The sequence below is a fragment of the Nisaea sp. genome, from assembly GCF_017640745.1.
Lineage (GTDB): Bacteria > Pseudomonadota > Alphaproteobacteria > Thalassobaculales > Thalassobaculaceae > Nisaea.
Genome location: NZ_JAEPQA010000019.1, coordinates 87,397 through 103,071, shown reverse-complemented (window position 1 = coordinate 103,071; position 15,675 = coordinate 87,397). Strand labels below are relative to the sequence as shown.

The window sequence follows — 15,675 nt, the reverse complement described above, 5'->3', positions numbered from 1 at the left end:
GTTGGTGGACTTAACCTCGAACACGCCGTCGCCGATCTCGAGGATCGAGACGTCGAAGGTACCGCCGCCGAGGTCATAGACCGCGATGGTGCCGGTGTTTTTCTTGTCGAGCCCGTAGGCGAGCGCTGCCGCGGTCGGCTCGTTGATGATTCGCAGAACCTCGAGGCCCGCGATCTTGCCGGCGTCCTTGGTCGCCTGGCGCTGGGCGTCGTTGAAATAGGCCGGGACGGTGATGACCGCCTGGTCGACCGTGTCGCCGAGATAGGCTTCGGCGTCTTCCTTCAGTTTGCGCAGGGTAAAGCTGGAGATCTGGCTCGGGCTGTATTTCTCGCCGCGGGCCTCGACCCAGGCGTCGCCGTTCTCGCCGGAGACAACCTTGTAGGGGACCAGATCGTTGAAGCGCTTGGAGGCCTTGTCGTCGAAGCGGCGGCCGATCAGGCGCTTGATCGCGAAAAGGGTATTTTCCGGGTTGGTCACCGCCTGGCGCTTCGCGGCCTGGCCGACGAGACGTTCGCCGCTTTCGGCGAAGGCCACCATCGACGGCGTCGTGCGCGCGCCTTCGGCGTTCTCAATCACTTTCGCGTCCTTGCCGTCCATGAACGCGATACAGGAATTGGTGGTTCCCAGGTCGATACCGATTACTTTGCTCATGTTTTCCTCGTCTTTCAGCAAACGTTGACGGCCTTCTCGAAGCGCCGTTCCCGTTCCCGATTGGTACGTTCAAGCCAACCGCTATATAGGCGTGGTGTGGCCGCGCTGCAACCAAGTGGAATAGGATTTCGCGACCTGCAAGTCCCATTAGAGCCAATTTTCCGGGATTCGGCCCCGATATGATCATCTCCGCGAGCTACCGCACCGACATCCCGGCTTTCTACAGCGCATGGCTGAAAGCGCGGATCGAGGCCGGATACGCTCTTGTGCCCAATCCCTACAGCGGCAAACCGTCACGGGTAGGCCTCAGGCCGGAGGAGGTGGACGGCTACGTCTTCTGGACCCGCAACGCCCGGCCGGCCCGCGCCATATTTGAAGCCCTCGCCGCGGATCGCATGCCGTTCGTTGTGCAGTACACGGTGACGGGATATCCGTCCTCCCTCGAGCAGAGCGTCCCACCGGTCGAGGCTACGATCGCGGATATCGTTTCATTGTCGGAACAGTTTGGGCCGAGGGCCGTGGTCTGGCGCTACGATCCGGTCTTCTGGTCCAGCCTGACACCGCCGGATTTCCATCGAGAGAATGTCGCCCGCCTCGCCCGCCAGCTTTCCGGGAGTGTCGACGAGGTCACCTTTTCCGCCGCGCATATCTATCGCAAGACCCGCCGCAACACGGAGGAAAGCGCCCGGAAAAGCGGCTTCGAATGGCGCGATCCGGAGCCGGAGGAGAAAGCGGCGCTGCTGCAGGAACTCGCCGCCATCTCCGCTGAGGCAGGCCTCCGCCCGACGCTCTGCTCCCAGCCGGATCTTCTCGGCGGAGACCTCTCGCCGGCACGCTGCATCGACGCGGACCGGCTCGCGGACATTGCCGGACATCCGCTCGAGAGCCGTCAGAAAGGCAACCGGCCGGGCTGCCTCTGCGCGGAGTCCCGTGATATCGGCAGCTATGACAGCTGCCCGCACGGATGCGTCTATTGTTATGCGGTGGAGCGGCGGGAGCGGGCCAAGACCGCCCTGAAGCGGCACGATCCGGCCGGGGAGATGCTGCTGCCCCCGGAGCCGGCCGGATGAAGAATGTGCGCGGGAAGCGTCAGGCCGTGGTGTCGACGCTTTCCTTCTTCTCGTCCGGGCTCTTCGAGACCCCGACCATCGCGGCCCGCAGCAGGCGGTCCTGCAGCACGTAGCCCGGCTGCATCACCTGCACGACGGTGCCCGGCTCGGTCTTGGCGTCCGGAACCTCGAACATCGCCTGATGCAGGTTGTAGTCGAACTTGTCGCCGAGCGGATCGATCTTGCGGATGCCGTGCTTCTCGAACACGCCGAGCAGTTCCTTCTCGGTCATCTCGACGCCGATCACGAGGTTCTTCAGGGTGATGTCGAGCTCGTCGCGATCTTCCGGCGCGGATTCGAGGGCCCGGCGCAGGTTGTCGGACGCGCTCAGCAGGTCGCGGGCGAAATCGGTGATCGCGAACTTGCGCGCCTGCGCGATGTCGCGCTCCGCCCGTTTCCGCGTGTTCTCCAGTTCGGCGAGCGTGCGGATCAGCTGATCCTTGAGCTGCTGAACCTCGTCGTCGGCGCGATCGTCGTCGGCCTCCGCTTCGTTATCCTCGTTCTTCAGGCCGCCCATCAGCGCGTCCATGTCGAGAATCCCGTCGTCCGGATTGACAAGCGGCTCGTCGCCCGGCGCGTCCTGGTTGGCGTGTTGCTCGGTTTTCTTGCCTTGTTCGGCCATCGGTCTGGCTCTTTCCCGTTTAGAGATCCTGAAAGTCAGGCCCAAATGTGGGCGGCCGGAACGGGAAATCAATCATTCCGGGCCCGGAGCGCCTGCTTTAGCGCGGCTCGGCCCCCGGATCAACGCTCCTCTGATCAGCCGATGACGCGGCCGATCAGCCGTGCGGTGTAATCGACCATGGGAATGATGCGGGCGTAATTCATCCGCGTCGGGCCGATCACGCCGATAGCGCCGACCACGCGCTTCTTGGTATCGCGGTAGGGCGAAAGGATCATCGAGCAGCCGGTATGCTCGAAGAGCTGGTTCTCCGCACCGATGAAGATCTGCACCCCGTCGGCATCTCCAGTCGCCTGCAACAGCTTCAGCATGCCCTGTTTCTGTTCGAGCTGGTCGAACAGCAGGCGGATCCGCTCCAGATCCTCGACCGCGGTGACATCCTCCAGCAGACGCGACTGGCCGCGCACGATGAGCGAGCCGTCGTCCGGACCGCCAGACAGCAGAGCGAGGCCGTCTTCCACCACGCGTGCGGTGAGCTCGTCGAGTTCGATCCGGCGTTGCTCTATTTCCGCTTTGATGGCCTTCAGCGCCTGATCGAGCGAGGCTCCATGGAAACGGGTATTGAGGAAGTTGGTCGCCTGCACCAGTGCCGAGGCTGGCAGGTCCACCGGCAGCTCGATGACCCGGTTCTCCACCAGCCCGAGCTCGTTCACCAGCACGACGAGCGCCCGCCCGGCGGCGAGCGGGACGAATTCGATATGGCGGAGCGATGGCTCCGATTTCGGAGAGATCACCAGGCCGGCGCAGGAGGAAAGCCCGGCCAGCGCACGTGTCGCCTCGTCCAGTACCTCGTCGTAGCCGCGGCCATTCGCGGCAAGCAGGGAGTCGATCTTGCCGCGCTCTTCCTCGCTGAGATCGCCACCGATCTCCAGCAGGCCGTCGACCACGATACGCAGGCCGCGTTCGGTCGGCAGACGGCCGGCGGAAGTGTGCGGGGCATAGAGCAGACCCGCCTCCTCGAGGTCGGCCATCACATTGCGGATCGTTGCGGGGGACAGCACTTCGCCAAGGCGGCGCGAGATCGTGCGCGAGCCGATCGGCTCGCCCGTCTCTACATAAGTGTCGACAATCTGTTGCAGGATTTCCCGCGAGCGGGCGTTGAGAGCCCCGATGCCTGACATGTGTTCCATGACGGAAAATCTAGGGAGCGCCCGTCGCACCGTCAATGTGCCATGAGCGATGGACGTGCCGTGCCGCCGATAGTAGGTTGCGCGCGATTTTGACCAGACGATCCAGAGACCGGCATGGACCCGCAGGATGCGGGCCTATCAGGCCGGATACCGAAGAGGAGACTTCCATGGCCGGAACCGCCGAACGCCCGTCCGGGCGCCGCCCCGACCAGATGCGCAGCGTCATTCTGGAGCCGGGTTTCGCCAAATATGCCGAGGGGTCCTGCCTCGCCAGATTCGGCGATACCCATGTGCTCTGCACCGCCTCCGTCGAGGACCGCGTGCCGCCCTTCCTGCGCAATTCCGGGAGCGGCTGGGTGACCGCGGAATACGGCATGCTGCCGCGTTCCACCCACACTCGCACCGACCGGGAAGCCGCCCGCGGCAAGCAGAGCGGACGGACCCAGGAGATACAGCGCCTGATCGGGCGCTCGCTGCGCGCCGTCACGAACCTGAAGGCGATGGGCGAGCGGCAGATCAAGGTCGATTGCGACGTGCTGCAAGCCGACGGCGGCACCCGCACCGCCTCCATCACCGGCTCCTTCGTCGCCCTGCATCTCGCCTTCCAGAAGCTGGTGAAGCTCGGCGCGCTGCCGGAGGTCCCGCTGATCGACCATGTCGCCGCGGTCTCCTGCGGCATCTACAAAGGCACCCCGGTCCTCGATCTCGACTATATCGAGGATTCCGGCGCCGAGGCCGATGCCAATTTCGTGCTGACCGGCAAGGCCGGGATCGTCGAGATCCAGGCGACTGCGGAGGAAGACCCGTTCGGCGACGAGGCCTTTACCGAGATGCTGAAGCTGGCCCGCGCCGGCGTCGCTGAGCTGGTCGCGCTGCAGAAAACCGCCATCGGGAGCTGAGCGATGGGCCGCGCCTTTACCGAGAAGAAGCTGGTCATCGCGAGCCACAACCAGGGCAAACTCCGGGAGATCCGCGATCTGATCGGCCCGCTCGGCATCGAGGTGGTCTCCGCGGGCGAGCTCGGGCTGCCGGAGCCGGAAGAGACCGGCTCCACCTATATCGCCAATGCGGAGCTGAAGGCCTGTGCGGCGGCGGAAGGGTCCGGCCTGCCGGCGCTGGCGGACGATTCCGGGCTGAGCGTGGCCGCGCTGGACGGCGATCCGGGGATCTATTCCGCGCGCTGGGCCGGGCCTGAAAAGGACTTCGCGCTGGCCATGCGCAAGGTCGAGGACGCGCTCCAGCAAAAAGCCGCCGACGGAAACACGGACCGCTCAGCCGCCTTCGTCTGCGCGCTTACCATCTGCTGGCCGGACGGCCACACGGAATCGGTCGAGGGACGGGTGCATGGCGATCTCGTCTGGCCGCCGCGCGGCGCCAACGGCTTCGGCTACGATCCGATGTTCGTCCCGGAAGGGCACGACCGAACCTTCGGCGAAGTCGATGCGGATTGGAAACATTCCATCAGCCATCGGGCCGTCGCCTTCGAGAAGCTGCTGAAGCAGGTCGGGCTCGACGGCAAAGCCGGCAATGCCGGATAGGACAGAGATGGAGCGCGCGGCGGCGGAGCCGTTCGGGGTCTATGTTCACTGGCCCTTCTGCCTCTCCAAATGCCCCTATTGCGACTTCAACAGCCATGTCTCGGCGCGGATCGACCATGCGCGCTGGCGCGCGGCACTGAAGCGGGAACTCGCGTATTTCCATGAACTCGCGCCGGAACGCACCGTCTCCAGCATCTTCTTCGGAGGCGGCACCCCCTCTCTGATGGAGCCGGAGACCGTCGCGGCCGTCATCGACGAGATCCGCCGGCTCTGGCCATGGCGCAATCAGGTCGAGATCTCCCTCGAAGCCAACCCGACCTCGGTCGAGGCGGAGAAGTTCGCTGCCTTCCGGGAGGCGGGAGTCAACCGCGTCTCGCTCGGCATCCAGGCGCTGAACGACCGGGACCTCGGGTTTCTCGGCCGCACGCATGACGCGGCGCAGGCGCGCGAGGCGATCGCTGTCGCACGGGACAATTTCGAACGCATGTCCTTCGACCTGATCTATGCCCGGCCGGAGCAGACCGTGACGGCCTGGAAGGCCGAACTGAAGCAGGCGCTGGCGCTTGCCGCCGACCATATCTCGCTCTACCAGCTCACGATCGAGCCGGAGACCCCGTTCTTCGCCCGCCATGCGACGGGCGAGATCGTGCTGCCGGAGGACGAGAACCAGGCCGCGCTCTACGAAGCGACCCAGGAGGTTCTCGAAGACGCGGGTATGCCGGCCTACGAAGTCTCGAACCATGCCCGCGCCGGCGCCGAGTGCAGGCACAATCTGGTCTACTGGCGCTATCACGATTATGCCGGCGTCGGTCCTGGCGCCCATTCCCGCCTGCGTGGCAGTGAGCCCGACGGCGCTCTCGTTACGCGTGCGATACATACTCACCGCGCCCCGGCGATCTGGCTCGACCGGGTCGAGAAGGCCGGACACGGTGTCGCCGCGAGTGAAGCGGTCGACCGCACCGGGCGCCTCACCGAAATGCTGATGATGGGGCTCCGCCTCGCCGAGGGCGTCGAGCGGACGCGGCTCGAGGCGGAAGCGGGGCGCGATCTCGAGTCGCTGTTCGGGCACCCGCTGCTCGCGGATCTCGAGGAGGCCGGCTATATCGAACCGGTCGGCGACCGATTGACGGCTACGCTGGAAGGCCGGCAGCGACTCAATGCGGTGATTGCCGCCCTGACGGCGCGTTTGCCGGATCTTGCCTAGTTCGTCAGCCCGTCAAACCGTTCCGGTGCGGCATCGATAACCTCGAGCGCGCGATCCTTGATTTCGAAGATCGCGAGGCCGCGCTGGTTGGTACCGTCGGCGACGAAGCGGAAAAGGCCGTTCAGCGCCACGAACCCGCTTTCCGCCATCAGCGCGCCGCCGCCGAAATCCGGTCCGGTCTCGCCGCGCTGAAGCGAAACCGTCAGCGCGATGCTGTCATAGGCGAGCGCGGCCAGGCCCGAGGGACGCCGGCCGAAGGCCGCCTCATAGCGCAGCGCGAAATTCTCCCGATAGAGCGCGGGCGGCGCGGCGAACCAGCCGCCGACCAGGCTCGGCTCGGTCCCGAGGCTCGGATCCTCCCATTGCGCCGTTCCGAGCAGTTTCACACGCCGCGTGTCGACATCGTAATAGGCGAGCAGCGGCGCGATGGTCCGCAGCACGTTGCCGCCTTCGGGAATCAGGATCGCGTCATAAGGCGGATCGCCGAGCGTATCCATCGACTGGAGCCGTGCCAGGGTCTGGCGCGAGATCTCGTCCGTCCGTCCCGCGAGTTCGTCCTTCTGGATCTTGAGGGCTTCCCGGCGGCGGTCATATTCCGCGAAGGCACGCGCCGTCTCGGTGAAATCGGTGGCAAGCGGATCATAGTAGGCGATCCTGGTGATCTCGGCGCCGGCGCCGATCGAGGCCGCGCGGGCGCTCTCCAGCACGAGATCGCCATAGCTTCCATGCGGCAGAAGCAGACCGAGCCGGCGATATCCCTTCTGCACCGCGTAGCGGATGACGCGCTCGATCTGCTGCTGCGGCATCAGACCCATCAGATAGACCGGGGGGCCGGCGACGCTGCGGTCGTTGGAAAAGGCGACGGAGTTGATCCCGGCGGCCGCGACAATCGGCCGGACAGCTGCCGCGGAGCGGCCATAGAGCGGACCGAGGACGATCCGCGCGCCGTCCGCGACGGCGAGCCTGGCCGCATCTTCCGCGCCTTCGGGAGTCCCCTGGGTGTCGTAGACCATCAGATTGAAATCTTCGCCCGCGATGTCGAAAACAGCCATCTGCGCAGCATCGAGCATGGCCCGTCCGACGGAGGCGCGCTGACCGCTCAGCGGCAGCAGGAGGGCAATCCCGTCGGGGGCGCCCGGAACCGCGGTCAGAGGGGTTTCGGTCTGGGGGCGCTCGAAAGACAGTTCTGCATCCGGAATGACCGTCCCCGTTTTCTGCGGCGCGGCGCCGGTACCGGAAGGTCCGCCGGTCGCCGGCTGCTGTTGTGGCGGCAAGGTGGCGGACTGGACGGGTTGAGTGGAGGACTCGGGCTGCAGGCCAGGCAGTTGGGGTGTCTGACATCCGGCAAGCGTCAGGCCCAGCAGCATCACGCACAGGCCCGCCGCACGCGGCGGGCGTGAGAAAAGCGCTTGGAGAAAGCCGCCGCTTCCTCCCATAACACGGTCATCGCCCTGACAAAGGCCCCGTGGGTTTCCGGTACGGTATGAAAAAGCGCGCACCTCAGACATCCTCCCGCTCTTCGGCGCCAAAGGCTAATCAAGGCGCGGGCCAGAGTAAACTGCCGCAAGATGGCACCAATGTGACTGCGCCGGTTTTCTCGGAGGAGAACGAGACCCCCGAGGCACCCGCTGCGGTCCCCGTCGAGGGATTGATACTGGTCGCCACGCCGATCGGCAATCTCGGGGATATCTCGCGCCGAGCGCTCGAGACGCTCGCGGCAGCCGACATCGTCGCCTGCGAGGACACGCGGCTGACCGGCCGCCTGCTGCAGCGTTTCGCCATCAAGGCACGGCTGCTCGCCTACCAGGACCACAATGCGGAAAAAAGCCGGCCGGAGCTTCTGCGCCTGCTTGCCGCGGGCAAGAGCATCGCGCTGGTGACCGATGCCGGGACGCCGACGATCTCCGATCCGGGCTACAAGCTCGTGCGCGAGGCGGCGGCCCAGGGCACTCCGGTCACCGCCGTGCCGGGACCGGCCGCGCCGGTGGTCGCGCTGTCGATTTCCGGGCTGCCGACGGACCGTTTCTTTTTCGGCGGCTTTCTGCCGACCAAGCCGGGCGAGCGCCGCCGCATTCTCGAGGAAGTGGCACGTCTCCGGGCCACGCTGATCTTCTTCGAGGCGCCGCGCCGACTGGCAGAGACCCTCGGGGACGCCTTGGAGATCCTCGGCCCGCGCGATATGGCGGTGGCGCGGGAGTTGACCAAGCGGTTCGAGGAGGTCACGCGCGGTCGGATCGAGGACCTCGCCCGGCACTACGCGGAAATCGAGACCCCGAAAGGCGAGGCCGTGCTGATGTTCGGCCCGCCCGAGAGCGACGAACGGCCAAGCGAGGAGACGCTCGACGCATTGCTCGATGAAGCTCTTGGCCGGCTCAGCCTGAAGGACGCGGCGAAGGAGGTCGCGGCGGAGACCGGGCTGCCGCGCAAACAGGTCTATGAGCGGGCCTTGCAGCTTCGCGACGGCGGCGCGGGATGAACGCCGGGACGCGGCGCTCTGCGGACATGGTGCTCGCAAAGAGGCGGGCACAGCGGTTCGGGCTCTATGCCGAAGCCTTCTGCCGGCTGATCCTGCGTCTGAAGGGCTACCGGATCATCGCCACCCGGCTTCGCACCAAGGTCGGTGAAATCGATATTCTGGCCGAACGGGGACAAACCCTGGCGATCGTCGAGGTCAAGGCGCGTCCCGACCTGGATACCGCGCAGGAGTCCGTTACGCATGCGCAATGGCGGCGCCTGCAGAGGGCGGCGCTCTGGGTGCAAAAGGGAAATTCGCGGCTCGCCGGCCACCGCCTTAGATTTGACCTATTCGCGGTGGCACACTGGCGTTTTCCCCGCCATATTCAGAATGTCTGGATCGCCGACCACAAGATGTAGAGTGACAGCATGCCAAGAGCCGCACTTCTCCTCCTCACATTGCTTGCCCTCCCGCTTGCCGCCGGGGGCTGCACCCCGGTCGGCGTTGCGATCGGAGCCGGTGCCACCGCCGCGACCGCGAGCCAGTCCGAACGTGGTCTGGAAGGCACCGCGAAGGACCTCGCGATAAAGACCGAGATCAACCATTACCTCTTTCAGAAGAACGTGGACCTGTTTTCCGCCGTCGGTCTTTCGGTCGAGGACGGACGCGTGCTTCTGACAGGCTCGGTTCCAAAACCCGAGGACCGGATCGAGGCGGCCCGGCTGGCCTGGCAGGCAAACGGCATCCGGGAGGTCATCAACGAGATCCAGGTGGTCGACAAATCCGACATCGTGGACAAGGCCCGCGATACCTGGATCGAAACCCAGCTCGAGACCAAGCTGCTGTTCGACGGCGGGATCAGTTCGATCAATTACGATATCGATACGGTCAACGGTACGGTCTATCTCTTCGGCATCGCCCAGAACAATGCGGAGCTGCAGCGCGTGATCAATCATGCCCGCAACCTCGAATATGTGCGCCACGTGGTGAGCTACGTCCGGATCAAGGGCTCCTGAAACCATGGTCCCCGACCCGGACAACGTCCGCGCCAGGCTGGCGGGGATCGGCGAGAGAGGGGTTGGCGAGACCGGGCTTGCGGAAGCCGCGCTGCTGCTGGCCTCGCTCGACCGGCCGGGCGTCCCGCTGGAGCGATACCGCGACCATCTGTCGGCGCTGGCGAAGAGCGCCAAGGCCTCGGAAGCCGACACGCCGGCAGCCGCACTCGCGGAGACCCTCGGCGGCGAGTACGGCTATGAGGGCGACAGCAGGACTTATGACGATCCACAGAATGCCAACCTGATACGGGTGATCGACCGGCGCAAGGGTCTGCCTGTCGCGCTCGGCATCCTCTATATCGAGACCGCCCGCGGGCTCGGCCTCGATGCCGGCGGGCTGAATTTCCCGAACCATTTCCTGATCCGCGTGCAGGGCGACGGCGTGCGGCAGATCCTCGACCCCTTCCATGGTGGCAAAGCGCTCGATGCACCGGCGCTCCGCCGCCTGCTCGCCAGTTTCCAGGGGGAGAAAGCCGAGCTGAGTCAGGCGCATTACCAGGATGTCAGCGACCTCGATATTCTGTTGCGACTTCAAAACAATATCAAACTGCGGCTCCTTCGGGACGGCCAGTTGGAGCCCGCACTCCAGATCATTCGCGACATGCGGCTGCTCGCCCCGAGGCTCTCCGGGCTGATGCGGGAGGAAGGCATGCTGCTCGCCCGCAAGGGCGAGCGCCGGGCCGCGATCGGCTGCCTCAGGGACTTCCTTGCCAGCGGCAATATCCGCGAGCCCGAACGGCTCGAAGTGGCACGCGTCCTTCAAGTTCTGGAAAGTCAATTGAACTGAGCCGGAAAGGCGGTTGATCCGGCACCGGCAATCGCCACATAGTCGCCGCTCGGAACAATAGTGGCCCGCATCGGGCTCACCGCATGGAGGAAGCAATGGGGCTCGGCGTCGCCATCCAGATGGACCCGATCGAGGCTATCGACATCAACGGGGACAGCAGCTTCGTCATGGCCCTCGAGGCCAAGCGCCGGGGCCACAAGCTCTACCATTACCAGCCGAAGGATCTGAGCTTCCGCGACCGCAAGGTGCTCGCCCGGGTCCGCGCGCTGGATGTGCGCCGCGAGAAGGGCAATCACTTCACGCTCGGCGAACCCGAGATGATCGACCTCTCGGAAATGGACGTGGTGCTGATGCGCCAGGACCCGCCCTTCGACATGTCCTACATCACCGCGACCCACATCCTGGAGCATATCCATCCGAAGACGCTGGTGGTGAACGATCCGGTGCATGTCCGGAACGCGCCGGAGAAGCTGTTCGTCACGCATTTCGAAGACGTGATGCCGCCGACCCTGATCACCAACGACCGCCAGCAGATCATGGAGTTCCGCGCCGAGCATCAGGACATCATCGTCAAGCCGCTGTTCGGCAATGGCGGCGCCGGCGTCTTCCACCTGAAGCCAGGCGACGAGAACCTGAATTCCCTGCTCGAGCTCTTCACCGAGATGTATCGCGAGCCGGTGATCGTGCAGCGCTATCTGCCGGAGGTCCGGCAGGGCGACAAGCGGGTGATCCTGATCGACGGCAAAGCGGTCGGTGCGATCAACCGGGTTCCGGCCGAAGGAGAGGCGCGCTCCAACATGCATGTCGGCGGCCGCGCGGAGAAATCCGAGCTGACCAAGCGCGACCTCGAGATATGCGAGATCATCGGCCCGACCTTGGCCGAAAAGGGGCTGATTTTCGTCGGCATCGACGTCATCGGACGCTATCTCACCGAGATCAACGTCACCTCGCCGACCGGCCTCCAGGAACTCGGCCGCTTCGAGGGCCGCTCGATCGAGGCCGAGCTCTGGGACGCCATCGAAGCCAAGCTCGGCTGACGCTCAGTCGGCAGCCTCGCTGACTTTCACGGCATCGCGGCAGCCGAGCCGGGATCTCAGATCTCCGCCGGTGGCCGTACCGATGCCGGGTGCGAAACCCAAACCGCTCCGCCGCGCGATCTCCACGATCGCGACATTGAAGCTACCGTCGCAATAGTTCGCCCGGCGCGGCGTTTCCTGGTCGAGCACGAAACCCGCGACAAGCAGAGTTCCCGCACGCGTCAGCATGACGATCTTCCAGTATCCGCTCGGCACCCGATGCGGCTCGTCCGCCTCCGGAAGCGGCGGCATCTCGCGTTCGTAGAGCGGGCCGGTCAGCACATGGACCGTGCCCGCCTCCGATTTCGCAAGCGACCGGACGGCCTCCTCGAGATTCTTCCAGGGACCCTGATTGAGCGCGCTCTTCTGCGGCGTGATGTTGGAGAGATAGTTCGTCGTCTCCCAGTCCGGCGCGCCCGTGAAGCTGGCGAGCGGTGCCTGGTGGCCGCGGTCGGTCTTCAGCGCCTTGTGCGCGCCTTTGTAGTCGCCCGGCTCCAGCGTCTGGTCGGCCGGGATCTCGGGATCGGCGCGCCAGACGCGCTTCTGCGACTTGCCGATTGCGGCCGAGGCGACTTCGTAGGCCACCCAGTCGGCGAACTTGGTCTCTGCATTGTTCGAAAGCGTATGGCTCGGCCGCCGGACGATCAGGCTGACGCCCGTCGTTACGGGACAGGCTTCGAGGCAGTTCGGGTCCGGCTCCTCCGCGACCGGCCTGTCGAGCGGCAGCAGAAGAAGCAGGAGGAGCGCCGGTAGAACCGGCCATAGAAGCCGTCGCGCCAGAGCGGACATGAGCAATCGCACCGATGGTTATCGATGCGATTGAATAACATATTATTCTCTCTTTTGAGTAGAAAATTATTCAGCTTATGCGGCCTGCTTCAGAACGATCCCCCTATAGGCCAGTGCTTCGGCCACGTGATGACGGCGAACACTCTCCGATGCCTCCAGGTCGGCGATGGTCCGGGCGACGCGGAGAATGCGGTGATAGCCGCGGGCCGAAAGCGAGAGGCGGCGGGCCGCTTCCTCCATCAGTGCCTGCCCCGCCCGCTCGGGCCGCGCCGTCTGCTCGAGCAGCTTGCCCTCCAGCGCGGCATTGGTGCGATGGAGCGTCTCCACGCCTGCCGCATCGAAGCGCTGCCGCTGCATCTGCCGCGCCCTGGCGACGCGGCCGGCGACGATCTCGGAAGCCTCCGTTTCGAGCGGCGCGGCCAGCGCGCGGGCCGAGACCGGCTCGATCTCGATCCGGAGATCGAACCGGTCGAGCAGAGGGCCGGACAGCCTTGCCTGATAATCGAGCCCGCATTTCGGGGCCCGGCCGCAGGCCTGTGCCGGATCGGCAAGATACCCGCAGCGGCAGGGATTCATCGCGGCGATGAGCTGGAACCGGGCCGGATAGGTCACCCGGTTGTTCGCCCGGCTGACCACCGCCTGCCCGGTCTCGATGGACTGGCGCAGCGAGTCCAGCACGGTGCGGGGAAACTCGGCCAGCTCGTCTAGGAAGAGCACGCCGCAATGGGCGAGCGAGACCTCCCCCGGCCGCGCCTGCAGTCCGCCGCCGACCAGGGCCGGAATGGAGCTTGAATGGTGCGGGTCGCGATAAGGACGCGCCCGGGAGATCCGCCCGCCTTTCAGATCCCCCGCGACGCTGCGGATCATTGCCACCTCCAGCGCCTCGCGCGGCTCCAGCGGCGGCAGCAGGCCGGGCAGCCGGGCGGCGAGCATGGATTTCCCCGCGCCCGGGGGTCCGGTCATCAGGAGATTGTGTCCGCCGGCCGCGGCGATCTCGAGCGCGCGCTTGGCGCTCTCCTGCCCCTTCACGTCGGCAAGGTCCGGCAGCGCGCCAGCCTCCTCCGGCCCCGCCGGATCGGGCGGGGTCAGGACCTGGCTGCCCTTGAAGTGATTGATCAGCGCCAGCAGCGTGCGCGGCGCCAGGACCTCGATATTGCCGGCCCATGCCGCCTCGGGACCGCATTTCTCGGGGCAGATGATCCCGGCCCCCCGTGCCGACGCGCCGAGCGCCGCCGGCAGGATTCCGGAGACCTCCGTCAGCTGCCCGTCCAGCGCCAGCTCGCCGAGCACGAGATAGTTCGCGATTTCGTCCGCCGGCAGCACGCCCATCTGGACCAGGATGCCGACGGCGATCGGCAGGTCGTAATGGCTGCCTTCCTTGGTGACGTCGGCCGGGGCAAGATTGACCGTGATCCGCTGCGGCGGCAGGGCAAGGCCGAGTGCGCTGAGCGCCGCCCGCACCCGGTCCTTGCTCTCGTCCACCGCCTTGGCCGGCAGGCCGACGATGGAAAAGGACGGGATCCCGTTCCCCATATGCACCTGAACGTCGATATCGAGGGTGTCGACCCCCCGGAACGCCACCGTCCGAACCCGCGCAACCATGATCTCTCCCCCCGGGATTGCCTCCCGGGGGTTATGGAGCGGGGTGGGGGGTTTTATTGCTCCAGCAGGGCCGGATCGCCGCCGCGGACGTCGTGGAAGGAACAGGAGCGGATCGCCACTTCCGTAAAGCAGGCGTGGGTCACGTTGGCATGGTCGAAGCAGGTTTCCTCGACCAGGGCGCCGGCGAAATCGGTGCGCTGCAGATCGGCCCCGACCAGCTTGGCACCGCGCAGGTCGGTCGGCCATTCGCGCAGGACCTCGAGCGTTCCAGGCTTCAGGATCGCGATCCGGGAGAGCCGGGCCGAGACCAGCGTGGCACCGCTCAAATCGGTGTCCTTCAGATTGGCGCCGCGCAGATCGGCCCGCGTCAGGTCGGTCTGGGTCAGCACGGAGCCCTCGAGGTTCGAGAGCCTGAGCGAGGCGCCTTTCAGCTTGGTGCCGTTCAGGTTCGCCCGGGACATTTCGCAGGCGCTGAGTTCGGTGCCGCTGAGATCGAGGCCGGAGAGATCGAGGCCACGGAAGTCGCCGCGCGTCCCCTTCACGCCGCCGGAGGAGACCCAGTGGAAATGCTGCACCAGCCGGTCGCGGATATCGTCGGGCAGGTTCTCCATCCCGCTGGCGATCCGGCAGTCGGTCAGGTCCGCGTCAGTCAGATCGACCCCGTCGAAATTGCAGGAGCGCAGATCCGCACCCGAGAGATCGCTGTCGCGCAGCTGTGCCTGGCTGAGATTGGCGCCCTGAAGATTCGCCCCTTGCAGCACCGCCTCGCGGAACACCGTGCGGCTGAGATCGGCATGATGCAGGTTCGCGCCGACCAGTTTCGCCGAGGTGAAATTGGCGCTGACCGCGATCGCACCGGAGAGATTCGCGTTGCTGAGGTCGGTCCGGATCAGCTTCGCCTCGGAAATGTCGCTGTTCTGCAGATCCGCCACCTGCTCGATCGCATGGTGCACGTCGCGCAGCTTCATCGGCCGGAGATCGGCATTGGTCATGTCGGCGGCCATCAGCTTCGCGCCGGCGAGCGAGGCGCCGCGCAGATTGGCACCGACCAGCCGGCTGCCGGAAAGATCCGAATTGCTGAGCCGCGCCGTGATCATCTGCGCGTCGGAGAGATTGGCGCCGGCAAAAACACTGTTCTGCAGGTTGGCACCGGCAAGGAGGGCCTGACGCAGGTCGGCGCCGGGCAGACGGATCGCGCGCAGGTCGCGCTGCCTCAGATCAGCGATTTCGCCGCCCGGATAACGGCGCAAAAATGCCTCGTGTTTCGAGACAATCTTGCTGAGTTCTTGCTGCAGTTCCTCGACCAGCATAGTCCCACCCCGGACCACTTGTGGCACTCAAAAGTTTTCCGACACAAGATATAGATAAAACTACAAAGGTTTTCTCTATATATTGGCCGAAGATTTACTCCTTTACTCTATCGAAATTAGAAATCCCTATCAATCAATAAAATCAACGCATTATGGCGACGCATAAATGCGGCCTTTGAATACTTCAGTCCTGCGAGACCCCGGATCTTCAGTCCGGACAAATAAACAGCAGAAACGCCTGCATGTGATTTTGTTTGCAACACAGCGGACCGGGCCAACATGGAATCGTT

Annotated in this window: 16 protein-coding genes; 9 read left to right on the top strand and 7 right to left on the bottom strand. The window is 65.4% G+C overall.

Annotated features, from left to right (window positions below; all coding sequences use genetic code 11):
• A partial coding sequence (locus tag JJ959_RS14445; protein ID WP_292884777.1) for an Hsp70 family protein occupies nucleotides 1-651 on the bottom strand: 651 nt, incomplete at its 3' end.
• 179 nt (nucleotides 652-830) lie between these two features.
• On the opposite strand from JJ959_RS14445, the gene JJ959_RS14440 reads away from it, so the two are divergent.
• A complete protein-coding gene (locus JJ959_RS14440) occupies nucleotides 831-1,721 on the top strand; it encodes a DUF1848 domain-containing protein (protein ID WP_292884774.1) in 891 nt (296 codons plus the stop codon).
• Nucleotides 1,722-1,740: 19 nt separating this feature from the next.
• Here JJ959_RS14440 and grpE read toward each other — a convergent pair whose 3' ends face one another.
• Together grpE and hrcA are read right to left on the bottom strand one after the other, a co-directional pair.
• A complete protein-coding gene (gene grpE / locus JJ959_RS14435; RefSeq protein ID WP_292884771.1) occupies nucleotides 1,741-2,382 on the bottom strand; it encodes a nucleotide exchange factor GrpE in 642 nt (213 codons plus the stop codon).
• 134 nt (nucleotides 2,383-2,516) lie between these two features.
• Nucleotides 2,517-3,560: a heat-inducible transcriptional repressor HrcA gene (gene hrcA / locus JJ959_RS14430; protein ID WP_292884788.1), complete on the bottom strand. Its 1,044-nt coding sequence runs from the start codon at nucleotides 3,558-3,560 to the stop codon at nucleotides 2,517-2,519.
• 176 nt (nucleotides 3,561-3,736) lie between these two features.
• Between hrcA and rph the strand changes: the two genes are divergently transcribed.
• Genes rph through hemW form a run of 3 tightly spaced genes read left to right on the top strand, consistent with a single transcriptional unit; the run spans nucleotide 3,737 to nucleotide 6,311 of the window.
• Entirely contained in the window at nucleotides 3,737-4,468 is a 732-nt protein-coding gene (rph, locus tag JJ959_RS14425; protein ID WP_292884768.1) for a ribonuclease PH, read from the top strand.
• 3 nt (nucleotides 4,469-4,471) lie between these two features.
• A complete protein-coding gene (gene rdgB / locus JJ959_RS14420; RefSeq protein ID WP_292884767.1) occupies nucleotides 4,472-5,107 on the top strand; it encodes an RdgB/HAM1 family non-canonical purine NTP pyrophosphatase in 636 nt (211 codons plus the stop codon).
• The gene (gene hemW, locus JJ959_RS14415) at nucleotides 5,097-6,311 is read left to right on the top strand and encodes a radical SAM family heme chaperone HemW (RefSeq protein ID WP_292884766.1); all 1,215 of its coding nucleotides are present in this window, start codon (nucleotides 5,097-5,099) and stop codon (nucleotides 6,309-6,311) included. Before rdgB ends, hemW begins: the two co-directional genes overlap by 11 nt.
• On the opposite strand, the gene JJ959_RS14410 is transcribed toward hemW, so the two are convergent.
• Nucleotides 6,308-7,678, bottom strand: a complete 1,371-nt coding sequence (locus JJ959_RS14410) for a penicillin-binding protein activator (RefSeq protein ID WP_292884764.1) — start codon at nucleotides 7,676-7,678, stop codon at nucleotides 6,308-6,310. The genes hemW and JJ959_RS14410 overlap by 4 nt on opposite strands.
• Before the next feature lie 212 nt (nucleotides 7,679-7,890).
• On the opposite strand from JJ959_RS14410, the gene rsmI reads away from it, so the two are divergent.
• The 5 genes from rsmI (at nucleotide 7,891) to gshB (ending at nucleotide 11,645) form a co-directional block, all read left to right on the top strand.
• The gene (gene rsmI, locus JJ959_RS14405; protein ID WP_292884762.1) at nucleotides 7,891-8,787 is read left to right on the top strand and encodes a 16S rRNA (cytidine(1402)-2'-O)-methyltransferase; all 897 of its coding nucleotides are present in this window, start codon (nucleotides 7,891-7,893) and stop codon (nucleotides 8,785-8,787) included.
• Entirely contained in the window at nucleotides 8,784-9,185 is a 402-nt protein-coding gene (locus JJ959_RS14400; protein ID WP_292884760.1) for a YraN family protein, read from the top strand. Before rsmI ends, JJ959_RS14400 begins: the two co-directional genes overlap by 4 nt.
• Nucleotides 9,186-9,194: 9 nt before the next feature.
• Nucleotides 9,195-9,782 (top strand): BON domain-containing protein, encoded by a 588-nt coding sequence (locus JJ959_RS14395; protein WP_292884758.1) that lies wholly within the window; start codon nucleotides 9,195-9,197, stop codon nucleotides 9,780-9,782.
• A gap of 4 nt (nucleotides 9,783-9,786) precedes the next feature.
• Complete coding sequence (locus JJ959_RS14390) at nucleotides 9,787-10,608, top strand: SirB1 family protein (protein WP_292884756.1); 822 nt, start codon at nucleotides 9,787-9,789, stop codon at nucleotides 10,606-10,608.
• Nucleotides 10,609-10,703: 95 nt separating this feature from the next.
• On the top strand, nucleotides 10,704-11,645 hold the full coding sequence (gene gshB, locus JJ959_RS14385) for a glutathione synthase (protein ID WP_292884786.1): 942 nt from the start codon (nucleotides 10,704-10,706) through the stop codon (nucleotides 11,643-11,645).
• A gap of 3 nt (nucleotides 11,646-11,648) precedes the next feature.
• Here gshB and JJ959_RS14380 read toward each other — a convergent pair whose 3' ends face one another.
• The 3 genes from JJ959_RS14380 to JJ959_RS14370 form a co-directional block, all read right to left on the bottom strand.
• Nucleotides 11,649-12,473 (bottom strand): DNA/RNA non-specific endonuclease, encoded by an 825-nt coding sequence (locus JJ959_RS14380; RefSeq protein ID WP_292884754.1) that lies wholly within the window; start codon nucleotides 12,471-12,473, stop codon nucleotides 11,649-11,651.
• Between the two features lie 75 nt (nucleotides 12,474-12,548).
• Nucleotides 12,549-14,075, bottom strand: a complete 1,527-nt coding sequence (locus JJ959_RS14375; protein WP_292884752.1) for a YifB family Mg chelatase-like AAA ATPase — start codon at nucleotides 14,073-14,075, stop codon at nucleotides 12,549-12,551.
• 53 nt (nucleotides 14,076-14,128) lie between these two features.
• Entirely contained in the window at nucleotides 14,129-15,412 is a 1,284-nt protein-coding gene (locus tag JJ959_RS14370; RefSeq protein WP_292884750.1) for a pentapeptide repeat-containing protein, read from the bottom strand.
• Between the last annotated feature and the right edge of the window lie 263 nt (nucleotides 15,413-15,675).